Here is a 20,165-nt window from a genome sequence, read left to right as displayed (position 1 = left end):
GCGTGGCGGGGGCCGTTCCCAGGCCGGCGGAGTGGCAGCGCGGTGGCGCGGTGGCGGCGGGCAGGCTGGCCGCAGTGGCCTTGCCGGCCTGCGCCGGCCGCGGCGCATGCCGCGGGTCGCCCCCGGGTGGTCCGGGTGGTCTGGTTGTCGGTGGCGGGCCCGGTCGGGCGCAGGTCGCCGCGAGGGGCGACCTACCGGAAGGTGGCGGTGGAGGACTAGTTCCTGGGCGTGGCCCTAGTCAACGACACGGAGACGAGGCATGGACGCTGGGTGACGGGCCATCGCGCACGGCCGGCAGTTGCACGTGACCGGCCCACCCCAGCCGTGGACGACCTCCGCGGGCCCTTCGGACCCGTCGACCTGCTCCGAGCCGACGAGGCGCAGCAGGGGCCGGGGCGCCAACACCCCGCGGACACCGCTCTGGGCGCCATTTACCGCAGGTTGCGGCGCTGTCTGGGTGATGAGGGCGGTCGCGGTCGCGGTAGTCAGGGCAACTGGGGGCACGTGTCCTCCTTCACGGGCGGCCGTCGGCGAGGCCACCTCGCGGACCACAGCCTGTCGGGAATGCCAGCATCTGCGCCATGCCCTTTTGAGCCCCTTACCGGGTGGTGCGGATGGCCTAGTCAAAGCTGGGCATAGTCGTCATACGACACCACCCGTGCCAGCCATGGCGCTCCGGGACCGGAACGGGGGAAACTTGCTCGGATGTCCTCCGCCAGCCCCTCCATGCCCGCACGGGCGCGCCGCCGTCACGGCAGTGCCCATGTAGGGCGCGCCGCCCGGCGACCCGAGAAGCCTCGGCCGTCCCGGAACCACGCGGCGGATTCCGGGCTGGCCGCGTCGGGTGTCGACACCACGTCCCGTGGGCCGGTCTCCTGGTTCCCCCGGGGCCGGGGCCTGCCCACGGAGGACTGGGCCGCCCGCCACTCCCTGATGTGCTGGGTGCTCGCCCTCCACCTGCCGGCGATCGTCGTGTACGGCCTGTGGCGTGACCACAGCCTGCCACACGGTGTCCTGGCCGCCAGCCCGCCCGCGCTGCTGTTCGGTGCGGCGCTGGTGCCCGGCATGCGCCGGGTGCGGGCCCTCGCGGCGAGCCTGGGGCTGCTGTGCTGCTCCGTCGTCTTCGTGCATCTCTCCGACGGCCAGACCKCGATGTACTTCCACTTCTTCGTCGTGGTGGCGCTGATCGCCCTCTACGAGGACTGGACCGTCTACCTGCTGGCGATCGCGTTCGTGTTCCTGGCCAGCCTGGAGATCGGCGACATCGTCACCGCCGAGGCCGCGGGGCGGATGGAGGACAACGCCCTGGTGCTGGCCGGCCTGCACGCCGGCTTCATCTGTGCCCTCGCCGGCGCCCAGATGGTCTTCTGGCACTACAACGAGCAGTCCCGCCGGCGGGAGGAGGACTACCGCCAGCAGCTCTACGAGGGCCAGCAGAGCCTCATGGCCCGGCTGGAGGAGACCGACCGCATCCGCAGCGACCTGGTCGCGACGGTCTCCCACGAGTTCCGGACGCCGCTGACGGGAATCCGCGGCACCCTGCTGACCATCAGGCGCCGCCGCGACCGCCTCTCCGACGCCCAGCTCGACGGGATGCTCGACTCCGCCGTCACCTACTCCGACCGCCTGTCCAGGCTGCTGGAGAACATGCTGACGGCGGCGACCGCCACCGGAACCGACGACAACACCGTCGCCGACCTACCCGAGGTGGTCCGGGACGTCATCGCCGGCCTGACCTATGCCGGCAACAGCGTCACCGTGGACCTGCCGCCCCAGCTCTCCGTGCGGATGGCCCGCCAGGCCCTGCACCAGGTCGTCGCCAACCTGGTGGACAACGCGCTCGTGCACTCCTGGCCGGGCGCGCCGGTGCGGCTGATCGCGGGCCGGGTCGGCGACGAGGTGGTGCTCCGGGTGCGTAACCCCGGTCCGGACCTCGATCCGGCGACAATCCGCCAGCTCTTCGAGCCGTTCACCCAGCGGGACGGGACGGCTACCCGCCAGACGGACGGCGCCGGGATGGGGCTCTACGTGGTGCGGCGCCTGGTCGAGGTGCACGGTGGCCGTCTTCGGATGTCCTCGGAGAACGGCGAGATCATCGTCGAGGTCGACCTGTGGGCAGCCTCGCCGGCCGCCGCCACGGGTGCCGCGGAGCCAGCTCCCATGCCGGTTCCGATGCCTCTCCCGCGCAGTCTGCGCACCCGGGCCGACCTACCCGATCCGCCGGCTCTGCCCGCGGGCTCCGGAGCCCTGCTCCGGCCCCGGGGTGGCCCTTCCGGCAGCGGCGCGGGCTCTCAGGTACCGACCCCGACGCCGGCGAACTTCCCCAAGCCGTCCTCCGCCCGGCTGCCCGCCGTACCCCCGGCTGCTCCGGGCCGGCGGGCAGCAGCCGAGCCGGCGCAGGGGTGGCCGTCATCGCTGCCCGCGGACTGGGTTGGCTGACTCCGCTCACCCGCGTTGCGCGGCAGCGCAGTTGTGTGGCAGCGCAGTTGTGTGGCAGGGGTCTGCTGTGCCGGGAGGGGTGGTGACCTGGGTAGTCCTCGGGCCCCTCGACGGCCGGGAGGAACTGCGCCGGGTGTGGGCGGAGATTGACCGCGCGGCCCATCCCAGCGCGGCTGGGCCTCTGAGCCGGATGGGGCGAGTCCGAAGAACTGAGCAGCATCCAGGCTTCGAGCTGCCGCCGGGCAGGATCTGAGGATTGTGGTCGTCGGGACGACGAAGATCCTCAGATCTTCGAGCGGCGGCTTCGAGCGGCGACCACCGCTGGCGTTACTGCCGCGCAGGGGCTGGGGGTTCTGGTTGCAAGCACGACCAGAACCCCCAACCCTTCGGACTCTCGCGTCCCTTTCACGCGCCCCGAGTCGCGTCGAGGTGGCTGTGGGTGTCGAGCGCGGTCGGGTGACCTGTCAGGTCCGGGTGGCGGCTGGTGTTGTCGGGGCCGGGGCTGGTGACGCGGAGCAGTTCGGCTCCAGCCAGACGTTCTCGCCCTTGTGCATCATGGTTCCGGCCGAGGGATTGGTCCGTGCCGCAGTGCTGGTGGTTCCCCACTGACAGCCGCCCCCGCCGTCCAGAACGCCAAGCCCCGCGCTGGTCAGCTTGCTCCGTGCCGCGCTGAGCGAGCTGCCGGCGACGGACGGGACCTCGACGCAGTCGGTGGCCTGCACGGTCAGCGTGATCTTCGTGGAGACCGGGACGACACTGCCGGCGTTGGGGCTCTGACCGAGCACGATCCCGCCGCTCTCGCCCTTCCGGCAGGTCTCGCTGGTCGCGACGTTCGTGAAGCCCTTGCCGCTCAGCGTGCTCGTCGCGGCCGACTTGCTCTGGTTCGTCACGTCGGGGACGGTTCCGTCCTTGGCCGTCGGCGAGGCGCTGGGGCTGGTGCTCGCGCTCGGGGAGGCCGTCCCGGACTGGGTGGCGCTGGCGCCGGGCGAGGTGCTCTGGCCGGGACGGCCGGATGCGGTGCCGCGTGCGGCGCCGGTGGAGCGCCCGTCCGTGCCGGCGGCCGGCGGGGCCATGCCCGGCGGCATCGGGCTGCCCCCGGGAAGAGTCGCGACCACGCCGGAATCGTCGGTGAACATCTGCTGGTTGCTGTCCGTGGTCAGGGTGGTGTCGCCGCCCCCGGCGGCGGCCAGCGCCCAGCCACCGGCTCCGGCGACGAGGGCCACGACCAGGCCGGCACCGGCCGCGATGCGGCTGCGGCGGCGGCGGTCGGCCGCCGAACGGCCGCTCGGTGCGCCCGCGCCCGCTCCTGGCGCGCCCGCGGGTGCGGAATCCTTGCTCTTCGAGATCACCGTGTTGCGGTCGGAGGCCGAACCCGCCGAACGCGCGGGAACCCGGACCGCGGGCTGGGCCCCGGTGGCGGCGTCGGACCAGTCGGTGCTGGTGCCCGGGCCGGCCCCGGCACCAGCCCGGTCTGGCCGCACGGGCGGCATCCCGGCGATCTGCGTGTGCGCCGCGGCATCCCAGTCGGCGCGGGCTGGTGGAATGCCGGCGACCTGGGTGTTCGCGGCGTCGTTCCAGCCGCTGTGGGCGCCGGTCGCGTCCGTCCCGGCGGCGAGCAGGCTGGTCGCGGCGACGGGGGCGATCCCACCGACCTGGGTGAGTGCGGCGTCGAAGGCGGCGTCGCGTCCCGCGGGGGCGCCGTGCCGACGTCCGGCTGCGCCGGATCGGCTGGCGGTGCCGGATCGTCCGGCCGCGCCGGGTCGCTCGGCCCGGTCGATCCGGGTGGTGTGGTTGTTGTTGCCGGAGTCCTGGTCGAAGTCGTGGTCGTGGTCCCGGTCGTCGTCCTCGAGGGCGTCGAGCAGGTCCTCCGCCGCGTCCGCCGCGGTGGCCGGGCGTTGCTTCGGCGACTTCGCGAGCATTGAGGCCAGGACGTCCCAGACCGCCGTCGGCACACCCTGGATGGGTAGCGGCTGCTCCTCGCGGTGCGCCCGCATCAGGTCGGCGGGATGCGCGTGGTCGAACGGGGGACTGCCGGCGATGAGCTCGTAGAGCACGACTCCGGCGGCGTAGATGTCCACCGAAGGTGTCGGTGGGACGTCGTCCGCCAGCTCGGGTGCCATGTAGAGCGGGGTCCCGATCGGGCCGGTCAGCGATGCCCGGCCCGGGGTGTGGATCATGCGGGCCACGCCGAAGTCGGTGAGCCGCACATAGGGACGACGCGGATCCGAGGTGTCGATGAGCACGTTCTCGGGCTTGACGTCGCGGTGGATGATGCCCGCGTCGTGCACGCTGTCGAGCGCCCACAGCAGGCCGATGACGAGGCGGGCGGCCTCGGTCACCGGGCGTGGGCCGCTCTGGTCGAGGTGCGCGCGCAGGTCGATGCCCTCGACGAGGTCCATCACGATCGCCAGCGTGCCGGGCTCCTTGATCAGGTCCCGCACCCGTACCAGCTCGGGGCTGTCAAGCCGCACCAGGAGGTCGCATTCGCGGAGGAACCGGTCGACGACCTCGGGATCATGCGCGAGTTCCGGCCGGAGAACCTTGATAGCCACCGGCTCCCCGTCGGGGACGTGGGCCCCGCGCCAGACCTGGCCGGCAGTGCCCTGCCCGATCAGCTCGTGCAGGACGTACCGCGAACCCAGTTTGCGCACTGCGCCTTTCCCCCTTTGACTGYCGTGGGGAGCCTGACCGGCGTGAGCCTGCGCCCCGTCGTGACGGGGACCCRGCAACCGCAGCGCGTCGACGTGCCTGCCGTCGCTGGGATTGCGCATGGCCACTGGCGCCGCGTCCGACCGGAGCGATCGGCCTGGARGCACATCGGGCCGGGCACTCGCAGCCCCGGCCGGAAACCGCGGAGCCACGGTCAGGCCGAACCGTGCGACATCCATGTCCGTGGGTGGACAACCGCTCGGAAACATCGATCCTGACTGTTGACCACCAAAGGCTACGACGTCGCATCTCACCCGGTTGCGTCGGGGTCCCGCTGACGCTTACCGCTGTGGCTGGATTGCGCCCCGCCATGCCCGCAGGTGGTGTTCACGGCGAGAATCCAGTGATTTTCCTGTGTGTTCGCGGACCGGCATTCTCCGGCTATCCATCGTGACTTCGGGTACTTTCCCGGGGGGTCGCGTTCTGATCGTCGGGATGCGGCGGGCGCGGCGCGACCGGCGCAGCCGGCGGGCCCGGCGCTGACAGCTGCCGGGCCGCGGCGACGACGACCGGGCCGTGGCGCCGTCCCGGCGACCGGGTGAGCCGTTCGACCGGGCCGGACAGCGACACCGCGGCGACCAGGCCCGATCCGTCGAAGACCGGGGCTGACACCGAGGCCAGGCCGGGCTCGCGCTCGCCGATGCTCTCCGCCCAGCCGCGCCGGCGCACCCGGGCCAGGATGTCCGGGGCGAACGTGGCGCGGGCCAGCAGATCGGGCTCGGTGGCGTCGGCGAAGGCGAGGAGGACCTGCGCGCCCGATCCGGCGGTCATCGGCAGGGCCGCGCCGACCGGCACGGTGTCGCGAAGGCCGGCGGAGCGTTCCGCCGCGGCGACGCACACCCGGACCGGGCCGCGCCGAACGTAGAGCTGGGTGCTCTCGCCGGTCTCGTCGCGCAGGGCGGTCAGGATCTTGCCGGCCGCGTCCAGCATCTCCCAGGGCAGTGCGGCGGGGCCGCCGGCGGCGAGCCGAGGGCCGGGAACAAAGCGCCCGGCCGCGTCGCGCGCCAGCAGCCGGTGGACCTCCAGAGCGCTGGCGAGCCGGTGGGCGGTGGCTCGGCTCAGCCCGGTCTGGGCGACGAGGTCGCGCAGGTCGGCCGGGCCATGCTCCACAGCGGTCAGAACCAGGGCAGCCTTGTCCAGGACGCCGACGCCGCTACTATGTTCCATAGTCTGATACTGCCATCCCAAGAGCTGAGATGCCCTAAGAGCTGAGACGTCTCGGGAGCTGAGATGTCTCAGGGGCTGAGACGTCTCAAGTGCGGGATGGGCAGGCGAGGCGAGTGGGAGACCACGAAGCGGAAAACCAGACGAGCGGGAGCCAGGCGACCTCCTCCCGCGGCGCAGTCATGACACCGGGATTCGAGCAGCGTGGGCCCGGCTCACGCCAGAGAGGGAGTGGGGCCAATGGGGCGCACACTCGCGGAGAAGGTCTGGGACGCACACGTCGTCCGCCGCGCCGACGGAGAGCCGGACCTGCTCTACATCGACCTGCACCTCGTCCACGAGGTCACGTCGCCGCAGGCGTTCGAAGCACTGAGGCTGGCCGGCCGGCCGGTCCGGCGGCCCGATCTGACGATCGCCACCGAGGACCACAACGTCCCGACGACCGACACCCTGCTCCCGATCGCGGATCCGGTGTCGCGGGCCCAGGTGGAGGCGCTGCGCAAGAACTGCGCCGACTTCGGTGTCCGTCTGTTCCCGATGAACGACCCGGGGCAGGGAATCGTTCACGTGGTCGGCCCGCAGCTGGGCCTGTCCGAGCCCGGGATGACGATCGTCTGTGGTGACAGCCACACCTCGACCCACGGCGCCTTCGGCGCGCTGGCGTTCGGCATCGGCACGAGCCAGGTCGAGCACGTGCTGGCGACCCAGACCCTGCCGCAGCGCCGGCCGAAGACGATGGCCGTCACCGTGCGGGGCGAGCTGCCGGCCGGCGTCACCGCCAAGGACCTGATCCTCGCGGTGATCGCCAGGATCGGCACGGGCGGCGGGGCCGGCTATGTCATCGAGTACCGCGGCGAGGCCGTGCGCGCGCTGTCGATGGAAGGCCGGATGACGGTCTGCAACATGTCCATCGAGGCCGGCGCGCGGGCCGGCATGATCGCCCCGGACGAGACGACCTTCGAGTACCTGAAGGGCCGTCCGAACGCGCCGCAGGGGGCCGACTGGGATGCCGCCGTCGCCTACTGGCGGACGCTGGCGACCGACGACGACGCGACCTTCGACCACGAGGTGGTCATCGACGCGCCGAGCCTGAGCCCCTACGTCACCTGGGGAACGAACCCCGGCCAGGCGGCGCCGCTGAACACCGCCGTTCCGGACCCGGCCGACTACGGCGACGCGGCGGCGAAGGCCTCGGTGGAGCGGGCCCTGGCGTACATGGGTCTCACACCCGGCGCGCCGCTGAGCGACGTCGCCGTCGACACCGTCTTCATCGGCTCCTGCACCAACGGCCGGCTCTCCGACCTGCGTGCCGCCGCCGAGGTGCTGCGCGGGCGGCAGGTGGCCGACGGGCTGCGGGTCCTGATCGTCCCCGGTTCGATGGAGGTCAAGGCACAGGCCGAGGCCGAGGGCCTGGACGAGGTGTTCCGCGCGGCGGGCGCTGACTGGCGCAGCGCGGGCTGCTCGATGTGCCTGGGCATGAACCCGGACACTCTGTCGCCGGGGGAGCGCAGCGCGTCGACGTCGAACCGCAACTTCGAAGGCCGCCAGGGCCCCGGGGGCCGCACCCATCTGGTGTCGCCGGAGGTCGCCGCCGCCACCGCGGTGACCGGCCGCCTGACCGCGCCCGCCGACCTGTAGCCGTCCGCTCCGACCTGTAGCCGCCTGCACACAGCGACTTTCGAACGAAGCCGTTCGAACGATTTCGAAGGGGACGTGCCTGTCATGGAGGCGTTCACCATCCACACCGGTCGGGCGGTGCCGCTGCGGCGCAGCGACGTCGACACCGACCAGATCATCCCGAGCGAGTGGCTCAAGCGCATCGAGCGCACGGGCTTCGGCGCCGGCCTGTTCTCCGAGTGGCGGGAGGACCCGTCGTTCGTCCTGAACAACCCGGCGTACGCCGGGGCGTCGATCCTGCTCGCCGGGCCCGACTTCGGCACCGGCTCGTCGCGGGAGCACGCGGTCTGGGCCCTGCAGGACTACGGGTTCCGCGCCGTGCTCTCGCCTCGCTTCGCCGACATCTTCCGGGGCAACGCGCTGGGCAACGGCCTGCTCCCGGTGGTGGTACCGGTCGACGTCGTCGAGACGCTGACGGCCGCCGTGGAGGCCGATCCGACRACGGAGATCACCGTCGACCTGGTGGCCCGCGAGGTCCGCGGCGCCGGCCGGACGGTCGGCTTCGAGCTCGACGACTTCACCCGGTGGCGGCTCATGGAGGGCCTGGACGACGTCGGGTTGACGCTGCGTCACGAGGAGCGGATCACCGCCTTCGAGGCGGGCCGGCCGGCCTGGCTGCCGACCACGGCCTGAGCCCGAAGCCCTGCGCCGGGCCGGTCCGGGTCGTCACGGCCACCGGGCCGGCCGGGTCCGGGGCTTGCACGGACGCTCTGACCCGGCCCGGCACAGGGCTTTTCGGGCCATTGGGCGGCCTGTCGGGGCCGCTGCGGGGATGTTGCTTTGATCACATCCACAGCCATCGGGCCACCGCGTCGGAGGGCGGTCGCGCCACCTCGGGGGCATCCCCGCTCGCGTGCTCGTTGTGGTGCTGAGTGTGATCTCACATCCGCTTGGGGTAGTGCGCCGGTGCGTTGCGGTAAGCACACCCGTCTCGTTGCGTCTGGGGGCTATCAATTCGTGACGTTCGGCATGAATCGCCGCTGGCAAAAAGTGACTCAAGGTGACGAAACTGCAGGATGCGGCGGCCTCGTCGAACAGTGCACAAGCGGTAGTCACCCGGCGCGAACCCGCTGACGTGCGGGTTTGTGTGACGCGACACGCTCATGGGAATTGCCCTCGACAGTGGAGATGCCTACGGTGCAGCGCAGTGTGATGCCCGATCTGCTCCCCACCCCGTCAAGCGCGGGGGCGTCCGGAGGTTGTTGTGAACAAGTCCCAGTTGGTTGACCGCATCGCTCAGCAGATCGAGGGCGGGCGGTCGAACGCCACCAAGGCGGTCGACGCCGTGTTCGACGCGATCCAGGAGGCCGTGGCCGGCGGCGAGAAGGTCACGATCACCGGCTTCGGTGTGTTCGAGCGGGTGGAGCGTGCCGCCCGCACCGGCCGCAACCCCGCGACCGGTGAGCCCGTGCACGTCGCCGCGTCCGTGGTGCCGAAGTTTCGGCCCGGCTCCGAGTTCAAGGCCAGCGTTTCCGCCAGCAGCGACTGAAGCGCACGGCGGCCGTGCCGCCGCCCACGGCCGCCTTCCGGCGCGGCCGTGACCGGCGGCACGGCCGCCGCCGGCCCGGCGATCCGTCCGGCCCGGCGACGTGTCCGGCTCGGTGGGGTGCGGTGCCGGGGCGGCGGTGATGTGCCAGCCTCAGCGGCGCCCGCGCTCGAACGCACGAGCCATCAGGTCGTGCTGGTAGTCCGACAGCGCCACGTCGTCGGCACTGGTGGTGTGCCGCTCCCAGCGGCCGTCCGGGGCGAGGACCCAGGCGGAGACCTGGTCGGAGAAGGCATGGTCGAGCATCCCGCGCACGGTGGCCTGGCGTTCGGCGTGTGGAACCCGCACCAGCGCCTCGATCCGGCGGTCGAGGTTGCGGTGCATCATGTCGGCGCTGCCGATCCAGTACTCGCCCGCCGACACGAACTCCAGCACCCTGCTGTGCTCCAGGAACCGCCCGAGGATCGAACGGACGTGCACCGTCTCGGAGAGCCCGGAAACTCCCGGTCGCAGGGCACAGATGCCGCGGACGAGGCACTGGATCGGCACCCCGGCGATCGACGCCCGGTAGAGCGCGTCGATGAGCTGCTCGTCGACCAGGCTGTTGACCTTGATGCGGATGCCGCACTCCCGGCCCTCGCGGGCGGCGGCGATCTCGGCCTCCACGCGCTCGATGATTCCGTCCCGCATGTGCTGCGGGGCGACCAGCAGTGAGCGGTACTCGGTCTGCCGGCTGTAGCCCGTCAGCACGTTGAACAGGTCGGTGAGGTCGGCTCCGACGTCCGGGTTCGCGGTGAGCAGGCCGATGTCCTCGTAGAGCCGCGCGGTCTTCGGGTTGTAGTTCCCGGTGCCGACGTGGCAGTAGCGGCGCAGGCCTCCGCGCTCCTGCCGCACGACGAGGCAGATCTTGCAGTGCGTCTTGAGCCCGATCAGGCCGTACACGACATGGCAGCCGGCTCGTTCCAGCTCCCGGGCCCAGCGGATGTTGGCGCTCTCGTCGAACCGGGCCTTGATCTCCACCAGGACGACGACCTGCTTGCCCGCCTCCGCCGCGGCGACGAGCGCGTCGACGATCGGGGAGTCGCCGGAGGTCCGGTACAGGGTCTGCTTGATGGCGAGCACATTCGGGTCCGCGGCGGCCTGCTCCAGGAAGCGCTGCACCGACGTGGTGAACGAGTCGTACGGGTGATGAACCAGGACGTCGACCTCGCGCAGCACGCTGAAGAAGTCCGTCGGCTCGCCCTCGTCGTTGAGCAGCCGGGGGTGGGTCACGGGTACCCGCGGCGCGTCCTTCAGCTCGGGGCGGTCGAGGTCGTACAGAGCCCACAGGACGGACATGTCCAGCGGGCCGCGGACCCGGTGCACCTCGCGCTCGGTGATCTCCAGCTCGCGCATCAGCAGGTTCAGCAGGTCGTCGTCGATGTCGGCGTCCACCTCGAGCCGCACCGCGGGGCCGAACCGGCGGCGCGCGAGCTCGCGCTCCAGCGCCTGCAGCAGATCCTCCGCCTCGTCCTCCTCGACCTCGAGGTCAGCGTTGCGGGTGACCCTGAACAGGTGTGAGTCGACGACCTCCATGCCGGGAAAAAGCTGCCCGAGATGAGCCGCGATGACCTCTTCCAGCGGCACGAAGCACGCGGTGGAGTCATCCCGCGCACCGGCCAGGCCCTCGGTGCTCTCGTCGACATCCACCCTGATCAGTCGGGGGACGTTCGGTGGAACCTTGACCCGGGCGAACCGTTCGGATTCGCCGCCCGGTTCACGCACGGCGACGGCGAGATTGAGAGAAAGCCCACTGATGTAGGGAAACGGGTGGGCGGGATCGACAGCGAGCGGAGTGAGAACCGGAAAGATCTGCTGGGCGAAGTAGTCCCGCAGCCGTTCCCGCTGTGGTGCTTCGAGCTGCTGCCACAGTTTGATCGTTATTCCGGCGTGGGCGAGTGACGGCGCCACCTCGTCGGTGAAGCACCGGGAATGGCGGGCGGTGAGCTCGGCGGTCGTGCGGCTGATGAGATCGAGCTGCTCGCGTGCGGTCAGGCCGTCCGCCGAGCGGACCGCGAGGCGGGTGGCGTGGCGGCGCATCAGGCCGGCCACCCGCACCATGTAGAACTCGTCGAGGTTGCTGGCGAAGATCGCGAGGAACTTCGCCCGCTCCAGCAGGGGTGTCGAGACATCCTCAGCAAGCGCCAGGACGCGCGCGTTGAAGTCCAGCCAGGACTTCTCGCGGTTGATGAACCGACCCGAGGGAAGATCCGACGGGGCTGGCGCACGAGGCGCCTCCAGGGGTTCCAGCAGCGCGCTCCGAGCCTTTCGCTGCGGCTGTTCCGACCGGGTCGCGACCAGCTCGCTCATGCTTGCCCATGCTGCCAGTTCCGCGTGAACTCGGCAGCCGCGAAGGATGACGATGTGAGGTCATCGTGTGGACTGGTTGTGTCGCGCAGGAAGTGATGATGGTCCGTGTTGACTTTGTTCGGTAAAGGCTGGGTGGCGGCGTCTCCGCCGTTAACGGGCGGGAAACAGAAACGAGCGACGATCGACGGCGTGGCGCCAACTACCGGGCCGATCAGGGACGGGTGCGCCCCGCATGATCCCCATCACGGCATGTCGGAACCCGCGGGCGAGGTCGACCTGGTGGGCGCCGAGCGGGTCACCTATCGGGTGAGCCAGCGCTTCCGTTACACCTACGACGGAGCCGCGACGGATCTCGACCACCGGCTTGTCGCCGTGCCGCCCGTCCGCCACGGCGGTCAGCTGCGGCGTTACATGGACCTGCGGGTCTCCGCGCCCCACGCGCGCACGACCTGGCAGCGCGGGCCGGACGGGCTGCAGGTGGCCAACATCAGGATCGACGTCGTCCCGCCGACGCTGGACTTCGACATCACCGTGGTCGTGGAGCGGGTCGCCGACCTCGGCTGGCCGGAGCTTCCGGCGTCCGCGCTCAGCAGCCGCCGCCTGCTCGCCCCGACCCCGCTCACGACGCCGACCGCCGCGATGGTCGACGCGGCCCGCTCGTTGGCGAGCTCCGACCCGGTCGCCACGGCCCGTCGTGTCTGCGGCTGGGTCTATCAGCGCATCGAGTACGTCTCGGGCAGTACCGATGTGGGRACGACCGCCGCCCAGGCACTCGCCGGCGGGTCCGGGGTGTGTCAGGACCAGGCCCACATCATGATCGCCATGTGTCGGGCGGTCGGGATCCCCGCGCGCTACGTGTCCGGGCACCTGGTGGGTGAAGGGGCTTCGCACGCCTGGGTCGAGGTGGTCGTGCCGAGCGGGGCGCTGTCGTCCGGCGGTGCGCTGCCGTTGAGCGGTGCGCTCGCGTCGAGTGGTGCGCTGCCGTCGGGCAGGGCGGTGCCGCGGGGTGGGGTGCTGTCGCCGGGCGGGGCGGGTGCGGTGGCGGTGCCGTTCGACCCCTGTCACGACCGGACCGCGGATCTGCGCTATGTGACCGTCGGGGTCGGGCGTGACTACCAGGATGTGGCGCCGACCTCCGGCCGTTACGTCGGCGTGGGCCGTGGGGCGCTGGTCGCGACCCAGCGGGTCGACGTGGTCAGCGTGGTCCCTCCCGCCGCGGCCCCCGCCGCCTGCGCGGCCCCCGTTGTTGCCGCCACGGTCACCGAGTGATCTTCGGGCGCTTCTTCTGGTTGTCCGAATCCGGCTGTTCGTGACGCCGCGATCTGGCGGGAATGGTCGTCGACGCGCCGCGCGCACCACAGGTGGACACTCTTTGTGTTTGCCCGATCACAAGATACGGTGACGCGAGGCGCTCTCCGACGAGCTGGTCACTCGGCGTCGAATGGTTGATCGGGCAGGGGATGCCCGGTTCGCGGGAGCGCCCGACGAGCGCGCCGCGGTCGCTCACCGCGGTCAGTGACCCTCGTGGGCGCCGAACCGTCAGGTCACGGCCGAGCCGCGACGCGCCGTCATCCAGGAACAGCCGCCATGCCCCTGCTCGCAGCCGGCGCGGCCCGTAGAGGGCCAGCGTGCGGGGAATCCGGCCCACGGCCGGCGGGTGACCGGACCACCGGCCGCAGGGGAGGAGGGTGGGCGTGCCGCTGTTGCTCGACGGCACCGCGATCGCGTCAGCACTTGCCGCCGCGACCGGCTGCGTCTGGAAGGGCCGCCGCCTTGGACGGGCACACGGCAGATGGCTGATCTGGGCCGCGGTGGCCCTCGTCGCCTGGACCGCGGGCCAGTCGGTCTGGCTGCTGCAGGCCGGGCCGGCTCACGGGAGCCGGCCATACCGGCTGTCGCCAGCAGATGTCGGCTACCTGGCCATGCCGGTGCTCGCCCTGGCAGCCCTCTCCGCCGCGCCCACGGCCAGACCGCGCCGGCCGGTGAGCCAGCCAGACCTGCCGCCGCTTCCCCCCGGAGTGCCCACGGGTGGTGCCGGTGGTGCGGGTGGTGCGGGCGGATTCAGGGGTGCGGGCGGGTTCGGTGGCACGGGCGGATTCAGGGGCACGGGCGGGTTCGGTGGTGCGGGCGGGTTCGGTGGTGCGGGCGGGTTCGGGAGCGGGATCGTGGGCGGCGGGTCCGCTGGTCTGGTCGACCGTTTTCTGCTCGCCTGCTCGGTGCTCCTCGTCGGCTGGGGGCTTGGCGTACGCCCGGCGCTCACCGCCGCGGACGATGGTTGGGGACGGTTCGTGGGGATCGTCCGCCCGGCCGAGGTCGTGGTGCTGGTGCTGGTGTCGCTGCACACCGCGGCGTTTCGTCGGCTCACCGATCGCGTCCGCGTCCTCGCGGTGGCGGCCGGGCTGGTTCTGCTGGCCGCCGCGACATCGCTGGCACACAGTGCCAGCGGCCGGGACGGTGCCACCGGCCCGGACGCGCCGGAGCTCCTCATCGGGATCATGTCGATCGCCGGCTGTGCCGTGGTGCTCGCGGCCGCGTGGCACACAGCCGGCGCCACGCCGCGCGGGCAGGCCGGAGTCGTGCTCGCCGACGGTGGCGACGGACCGGAGGGCCGGACACTCCTCGTCGTGCCGACGCTGCTGGCCGGGGCCGCGACCGCGGTCGTGCTCACCGGGGTGGCCAGCGGCCATCGGCCCGACGGCGTCGAGATCGGGCTGGCAGCGGCCCTGGCGACCGGGATGGTCGCGGATCGGCTGGAGGCTGCCCGAGCGGGGCGTCGGCTCGTGCTGCGGGTCCGTGCCGCCGAACGGGAGCTGCACCATCGTGCGTTCCACGACCCGCTGACCGAGCTTCCCAACCGAGTCCTGTTCCAGCACCGGCTGCGGGGGCTGTTGTCCGACCGCCGGCGGGCCGCCGGCCGGGGGGCGGGCGCCGGGTCGGGATCCGCGTCCGGGGCCGCGTCCGGGGCCGGGCCCGGTGCCGATATCGCCATCCTGTACTGCGACCTGGACGACTTCAGCGTTCTCAACGACAGCCTCGGGCCCGCGGCCGGTGACCATCTGCTGCGCACGGTCGCGCAGCGGCTGCTGCACTGCGTCCGCGCGACCGATCTCGTCGCCCGCATCGGGTCGGACGAGTTCGCGGTGCTCATGGCTGGTGGTGGCGAGTCGCCCGAGGTCGTGGGTGCCCGGGTGCTGGCGGCGCTGCGCCGCCCGGTGTCGTTCGGTGGCCGGCAGCGGTCGATCCGGGCCAGTGCCGGACTCGCCGTCGCCCGCCGCACGCACGAGACGGGGGAGGCACTGCTGCGGCATGCGGAGACCGCCGTGCAGGTGGCGAAATGCTCGGGCCGGGACCGGCTGGTGACCTACCGCCCCGGGATGGCCTCACCCGAGGCCGGCGCACACCTCGCGGACGCGCTGGCGACCGCCCTGCGCCGCGGCGGGAGCTCCGCCGGCTTCGACGTCCACTACCAGCCGATCGTCCGGCTCCGCGACGGGCGGGCGGTGGCCCTGGAAGCACTGGCACGGTGGACGGATCCGGGCCGCGGGCCGGTTTCCCCGGGCACGTTCGTCGCCGCGGCGGAGAGCGGTGGCATGGTCGGGCTCCTGGACGACCTGGTGCTCACCCGGGCCTGCACCGAGGTCGCCCTCGCCTACCCGACCGGTTCCCAACTGCGCCTGCATGTGAACGTCTCGGCCAGCCGGATCGGTGACACCCGGCTGCGTGACACGGTCGCCCGGGTCCTCGCCGCGAGCCGTCTCGACCCGCGGCGCCTGGTGGTCGAGGTCACCGAGACCAGCCGGATCACCGACCTCGCCGCGGCGGCGGACGTCCTGACGGAGGTCAAGGAGCTCGGGGTGACGATCGCGCTGGACGACGTCGGCGCGGGCAACACGAACCTGGCTGTGCTGCACCGGCTGCCGGTGGACGTCGTCAAGCTGGACCGCACGCTCATCGACCCGCCGATGGACGGCAGCCGGTACTCCAACCTGCGTCGATCGATGATCGACGTGGCGCATTCACTGGGCGCGGTCGTGATCGCCGAGGGCATCGAGCGGGAGGCCCAGCTCGTGGAGCTGGACCGGCTCGGCTGCGAGCTCGGTCAGGGCTTCCTCTTCGCCCGGCCGGGGCCGCTGTCAGGGCTGGCCACGATCGAGGAGCCCACGGCCACGATCCCGAGCGGGGAGCCCGCGGCCACCGTCCCGGCGGATCAGCGGTGGCGTCGACCATCCTGATGGCGGATGGTTCGCGTGGTTCGCCTGCGCCGGCCGCCGTCGCGCGGGCGGGGCGGGACCAGGCCGAACACCGTGGCGGCGGAGCCGGAGCCGGCCCGGTTGACGGTGCCCCCGGCCAGCACCCAGGCACCGGCCGGGGGAAGCGCCGCGAGATTGGTCAGGTTCTCCAGGGATATGCGGTGTTCGTGGAAAAGCTCCCTGGAGACCGCGAACGTCTCGTCCGAGCCCGGATCCGGGCCGAAGGTGTCCGAGCCCAGAGCGCCCCGTCGCCCGAGCCGCCCGGTGCCGATCAGCCAGCGGACGGCGTCCAGGCCGAAGCCCGGTTGGCGCAGGCGGCCGTGCCGGTCCAGGTTCGGGTAGGCGGGGGTGCCCCAGCGGTCGGCCCAGCCCGTCCAGGCGATGACGGCGGCCCCGGCGGGAATCCGGCCGTGCTCGCGCTCGAAGGCGGCCAGGTCGCCCAGCGTCACCTGGTAGTCGGGGTCCGCGGCCGCGGCGGCCCGGACGTCGACCCGCACGGCGGGCAGGAAGAGGTCCGCGGGGCCGAGGTCGTCGGCGAGGGCGCCACCGGGCTCGAAGTGGCCGGGTGCCCCCCAGTGCGTTCCGGTGTGCTCACCGCAACTCACCCGTTGCAGGTAGTAGCCGTCCTCGTCGATCGTCGCCGCGGTGGTCAGCGTGAACTCCGGGTCCCCCGGGAAGATCGGCGTCGTCGCCGGATCATGGATGTGGGCGAGGCTCACCACCGTGAGCTCGTCGAGCCCGCCGAGGGAGACCGCCGCGGCGCGCGGGGTGCTCACGCCGCGCTGCGTGGCGACGGGTCGGCCTTCAGCACCCGCCTCGTCGCCGGGCCCAGCCCGAGTGCGCGGGCGTCCGCGAGATCGGAGACCGTGTCGACATCGCGGCGCAGCCCGGGAACCTGGTCGCGCAGGAGCCCGGTGAGGTCGGTGGCTCCCGCGTCGCGGTGCGCCCGGAAGCTGCCGGACCCGAACCGCGGGCGCAGCTCGGTGCCGGGTGCCGCGCTGAGCAGCACGGTGCCGGTGCCGACGGCGTCCGCGAGCACGGCGTGGCCGGTCGACGGCGCGACCGTCAGCGCACGGCGCAGCTCCTGTGGCCGCAGCGCGGGCAGGTCCGCGGAGAGAGCAGCCGTCCCCCATCCCGGATGCAGCCGCCGGGCGAGTGCCGCGGCATGCGCGAACGCCGGGTTAAGCCCGCTGCGCGGCTCGTCCGCGGCTACCAGCAGACGTCCCACCCGCCCGACGGATCCGTCGGGTCTGCCGGGGCGGTGGAGGTCGACGTCCACCGCCACTGCCGCGGACGTCGATGTGGACGTGGCGGTCGGGTACGCCTTCGCGAGGTCGGCCAGGGCTTCGCGGGCCGAAGGGTCGTCGGTGACGACGATGACCGAGCCCACCACCTCGGCGTCGACGTCGAGGATGGCCGCGGTGGTGTCCAGCGCCATCGCCAGGGCCAGCGCGCCGCGATCGGGATGGTCGAGCCGGGACTTGGCCGCCTGCAGCGGTTTCAGCGGTACCAGCACGACCCATGGCGGCATCGTCTCGGCGGACTGCACAGCGCAGACGATAGGCCATCGGGACCGGCGAAGGCGCCGTGGCGGGCTGGGGCAGCCCCGGGGGCCGGCCGGCGCGGCTGACGCCGCATGGCTGCCCGCGACGCGTCCGGCGGCTGGCACGGGCCGGGCACAGCTGCCCGGATCGGTCCGAACGCGGCCGGAACGTACGATCGGTGGCGTAGGCCTCGCGCGGGTCCGTGTCCCGCCACCGCGCGACGAACTCGACAGGCTTCCCGGCGCTGAGCAAGACTTCGCGTTCATGAGACGACCGTGGCGGGGCGGCCCCGGGATCACACTCGCCGCGGCAATGATCCTGCCGCTCTCGCGGCTGCTGACCCGGCGGCGTTGGTCCGGTCAGGAGAACATCCCCGCTTCGGGTGGTGTCATCCTGGTCGCGAACCACCTTTCGACGGTGGACCCACCCCTGCTCGCGCACTATGTGTATGCCGCCGGGCGTAACCCCCGGTTCATGGCGACGAGCGAGTTGTGGGAGGTTCCGATCCTGCGCCATGTGCTGGCGAGTGCCGGCCAGATTCCGGTGTACCGCCGGGATCCGAGCGCGCAGGACGCCTTGCGCGACGCGATCGCCGCGCTGCGGGCCGGGCGGGCCGTGGTCATCTATCCGGAAGGTGGGATCACCACCGATCCGGACTACTGGCCGAGCAGGTCCCGCACCGGTGTGGCGAGACTGGTTCTCGCCACGGGCGCGCCGGTCATCCCGGTGGCCCAGTGGGGTGCACAACAGATCTGGGGAAAGGACCGCCGGCTGCGGCTGATCCGCCGCCCGGAGATCCGGATTCATGCTGGGAGAGCTGTGGATCTGGCCCGTTTCGCCGAACGGTCCCGCACGCTGCCTGGAAACGGGGCGACGGGCCGTGGCGATGCTGCCGGTGGTGAGGCCGCGGGCGTTGAGGCCGTAGACGTTGAGGTGGTGGACGGTGAGGCCACGGCTGGCGCGGCCGTGAGCGGTGAGGCCACGGCTGGCGCGGCCGTGAGCGGTGAGGCCACGGCTGGCGCGGCCGTGAGCGTTGGGGCCACGGGTGGTGCGGCCGTGGACGGCGGTGCCGACAGCGCGCGGCTGCTACGTGAGGTGACTGACGCGGTGATGGCGGATCTGCTCGTCGAGCTGGAGCGTCTGCGCGGCGAACCGTGCCCGCGGCGCCCCGGGCTCGATCAGGTCCTTCCCGTCCAGCCCGATGCCCCGGCCGATGCGTACCCGAACCCGAGCCGGGAGCTGGCGCAGCCCTGGGACCTGGCGCCCGGTGGTGGCGTCGGCGGGGATCCGGCCGCGCCGGGGGAGCGGCGGTGAGGCGCGCGGCGGTGCTCACCGCGGGTTCCTGGGGCACGGTCTTCGCGAAGGTGCTGGCCGACGCGGGAGCGCGCGTCACTCTGGTCGCCCGGGACCGGGAGGTCGCGGACTCCATCAACGGCCGTCATGTGAACCCCCGGTACCTCGAGGGCGTCCGGCTTCCCGACCAGGTGCGCGCCACGGTGCGGCCGGAACAGGCGTTGCGTGACGCCGACCTGGTGGTGCTGGCGGTGCCGTCGCACGCGCTGCGGTCCTGCCTGCTCGACTGGGCGCCGATGGTGGGGCCGGGGGCCGTCTACGTCAGCCTGATGAAGGGCATGGAAGCTGTCACCAGCCACCGGATGAGCGAGGTGATCGCGCAGACGGCCGGCGTGGGCCCCGATCGCATCGCCGTCGTCAGCGGCCCCAACCTGGCGCGCGAGATCGCCGTCGAGCACCCCGCCGCCACCGTGGTGGCGAGTTCCTCGGCGGCCACCGCGCACCAGGTCCAGAGCGCCTGCTGGACGCCCTACCTTCGGCCCTACACCAACGGCGACGTCGTCGGCTGCGAGCTCGGCGGGGCGGTGAAGAACGTGATCGCCCTCGCGGCCGGGATGCTGGAGGGCATGGGCTTCGGCACCAACAGCCAGGCCTCGCTGATCGCCCGCGGGCTGGCTGAGACGATGCGGCTCGGCGCCGCGCTGGGCGCCGAGCCGATGACGTTCGCCGGGCTCGCCGGGCTCGGTGACCTGGTCGCCACCTGCGGATCCCCGCTCTCCCGGAACCGGACCTTCGGTGAGCGGCTCGGCCGTGGGATGACGTTGGAGCAGGTACTGGCGCAGCAGCTCCAGGTTGCCGAGGGTGTGCGGTCCTGCCGGCCGCTGCTGGCGCTGGCCGAAGGCCTCGGGGTGTCGATGCCGATCACCCGCCAGGTCGAGCGGGTGCTCTACGAGGGCCTGCCACCGCTGGAGGCCGTCAAGGACCTGATGAGCCACGAGCCCGGCCCCGAGTACCGCCCCCGCTAGCAGCGGGGCGGTACTGCCGTTGCCGCTGCGAGCCGCTGCTGCTGCCGGCGACCAGGGTCTGAGGATCCTGGTCGCCGGAGTGCCCGTCGCGAGATCCCGAGCCTCGGGCAGCCGTTGCCACCGAGCAGGCGTTGAGGATTTTGGTCGTCAGGGAGCCTGTAGCAAATTGGTGGCGGGGATTCGGGTGATCGTTGGGTGTGCGGGTCTGGTGACCTGCCGCCGGCCGAGG

General features: G+C 72.4%; 13 protein-coding genes. 8 read left to right on the top strand and 5 right to left on the bottom strand.

What is annotated here, in order from left to right:
- Window positions 1-705 precede the first annotated feature (705 nt).
- On the top strand, window positions 706-2,439 hold the full coding sequence (locus CcI49_RS37110; RefSeq protein ID WP_076834316.1) for a HAMP domain-containing sensor histidine kinase: 1,734 nt from the start codon (window positions 706-708) through the stop codon (window positions 2,437-2,439).
- A 464-nt stretch (window positions 2,440-2,903) separates the two neighbouring features.
- On the opposite strand, the gene CcI49_RS37105 is transcribed toward CcI49_RS37110, so the two are convergent.
- Window positions 2,904-5,090: a serine/threonine-protein kinase gene (locus tag CcI49_RS37105; protein WP_076834314.1), complete on the bottom strand. Its 2,187-nt coding sequence runs from the start codon at window positions 5,088-5,090 to the stop codon at window positions 2,904-2,906.
- 439 nt (window positions 5,091-5,529) lie between these two features.
- Complete coding sequence (locus CcI49_RS37100; protein ID WP_054565025.1) at window positions 5,530-6,315, bottom strand: IclR family transcriptional regulator; 786 nt, start codon at window positions 6,313-6,315, stop codon at window positions 5,530-5,532.
- A 237-nt stretch (window positions 6,316-6,552) separates the two neighbouring features.
- Here CcI49_RS37100 and leuC point away from each other — a divergent pair, with 237 nt between their 5' ends.
- The 3 genes from leuC to CcI49_RS37085 all read left to right on the top strand — a co-directional run bounded on the left by leuC (window position 6,553) and on the right by CcI49_RS37085 (window position 9,478).
- Window positions 6,553-7,950 carry a 3-isopropylmalate dehydratase large subunit gene (leuC, locus tag CcI49_RS37095; protein WP_054565024.1) on the top strand — a complete coding sequence of 466 codons (1,398 nt, stop codon included), beginning with the start codon at window positions 6,553-6,555 and terminating at the stop codon, window positions 7,948-7,950.
- Window positions 7,951-8,034: 84 nt separating this feature from the next.
- Window positions 8,035-8,622 (top strand): 3-isopropylmalate dehydratase small subunit, encoded by a 588-nt coding sequence (leuD, locus tag CcI49_RS37090; protein WP_054565023.1) that lies wholly within the window; start codon window positions 8,035-8,037, stop codon window positions 8,620-8,622.
- Between the two features lie 571 nt (window positions 8,623-9,193).
- Window positions 9,194-9,478, top strand: coding sequence for an HU family DNA-binding protein (locus tag CcI49_RS37085; RefSeq protein ID WP_006541029.1), 285 nt, complete (start codon window positions 9,194-9,196; stop codon window positions 9,476-9,478).
- 150 nt (window positions 9,479-9,628) lie between these two features.
- Here CcI49_RS37085 and CcI49_RS37080 read toward each other — a convergent pair whose 3' ends face one another.
- The gene (locus CcI49_RS37080; protein ID WP_054565022.1) at window positions 9,629-11,824 is read right to left on the bottom strand and encodes an RNA degradosome polyphosphate kinase; all 2,196 of its coding nucleotides are present in this window, start codon (window positions 11,822-11,824) and stop codon (window positions 9,629-9,631) included.
- A gap of 249 nt (window positions 11,825-12,073) precedes the next feature.
- Between CcI49_RS37080 and CcI49_RS37075 the strand changes: the two genes are divergently transcribed.
- Together CcI49_RS37075 and CcI49_RS37065 are read left to right on the top strand one after the other, a co-directional pair.
- Window positions 12,074-13,093 (top strand): transglutaminase family protein, encoded by a 1,020-nt coding sequence (locus CcI49_RS37075; RefSeq protein WP_054565021.1) that lies wholly within the window; start codon window positions 12,074-12,076, stop codon window positions 13,091-13,093.
- A gap of 425 nt (window positions 13,094-13,518) precedes the next feature.
- A complete protein-coding gene (locus CcI49_RS37065) occupies window positions 13,519-16,056 on the top strand; it encodes a bifunctional diguanylate cyclase/phosphodiesterase (RefSeq protein ID WP_076834336.1) in 2,538 nt (845 codons plus the stop codon).
- Here the strand turns inward: CcI49_RS37065 and CcI49_RS37060 are convergent.
- Window positions 16,032-16,850 (bottom strand): cyclase family protein, encoded by an 819-nt coding sequence (locus CcI49_RS37060; RefSeq protein WP_054565018.1) that lies wholly within the window; start codon window positions 16,848-16,850, stop codon window positions 16,032-16,034. The two genes, CcI49_RS37065 and CcI49_RS37060, sit on opposite strands and share 25 nt — an antisense overlap.
- The gene (cofC, locus tag CcI49_RS37055) at window positions 16,847-17,623 is read right to left on the bottom strand and encodes a 2-phospho-L-lactate guanylyltransferase (protein ID WP_054565451.1); all 777 of its coding nucleotides are present in this window, start codon (window positions 17,621-17,623) and stop codon (window positions 16,847-16,849) included. The genes CcI49_RS37060 and cofC overlap by 4 nt, the downstream gene beginning before the upstream one ends.
- Before the next feature lie 259 nt (window positions 17,624-17,882).
- Between cofC and CcI49_RS44325 the strand changes: the two genes are divergently transcribed.
- Both CcI49_RS44325 and CcI49_RS37045 read left to right on the top strand, forming a co-directional pair.
- On the top strand, window positions 17,883-18,932 hold the full coding sequence (locus CcI49_RS44325) for a 1-acyl-sn-glycerol-3-phosphate acyltransferase (protein ID WP_277872780.1): 1,050 nt from the start codon (window positions 17,883-17,885) through the stop codon (window positions 18,930-18,932).
- A complete protein-coding gene (locus CcI49_RS37045) occupies window positions 18,929-19,936 on the top strand; it encodes an NAD(P)H-dependent glycerol-3-phosphate dehydrogenase (RefSeq protein WP_198955743.1) in 1,008 nt (335 codons plus the stop codon). The genes CcI49_RS44325 and CcI49_RS37045 overlap by 4 nt, the downstream gene beginning before the upstream one ends.
- Window positions 19,937-20,165: the final 229 nt, after the last annotated feature.

The organism is Frankia sp. CcI49 (assembly GCF_001983215.1).
Lineage (GTDB): Bacteria > Actinomycetota > Actinomycetes > Frankiales > Frankiaceae > Parafrankia > Parafrankia irregularis.
This window is presented reverse-complemented; position numbering and strand designations above follow the sequence as displayed.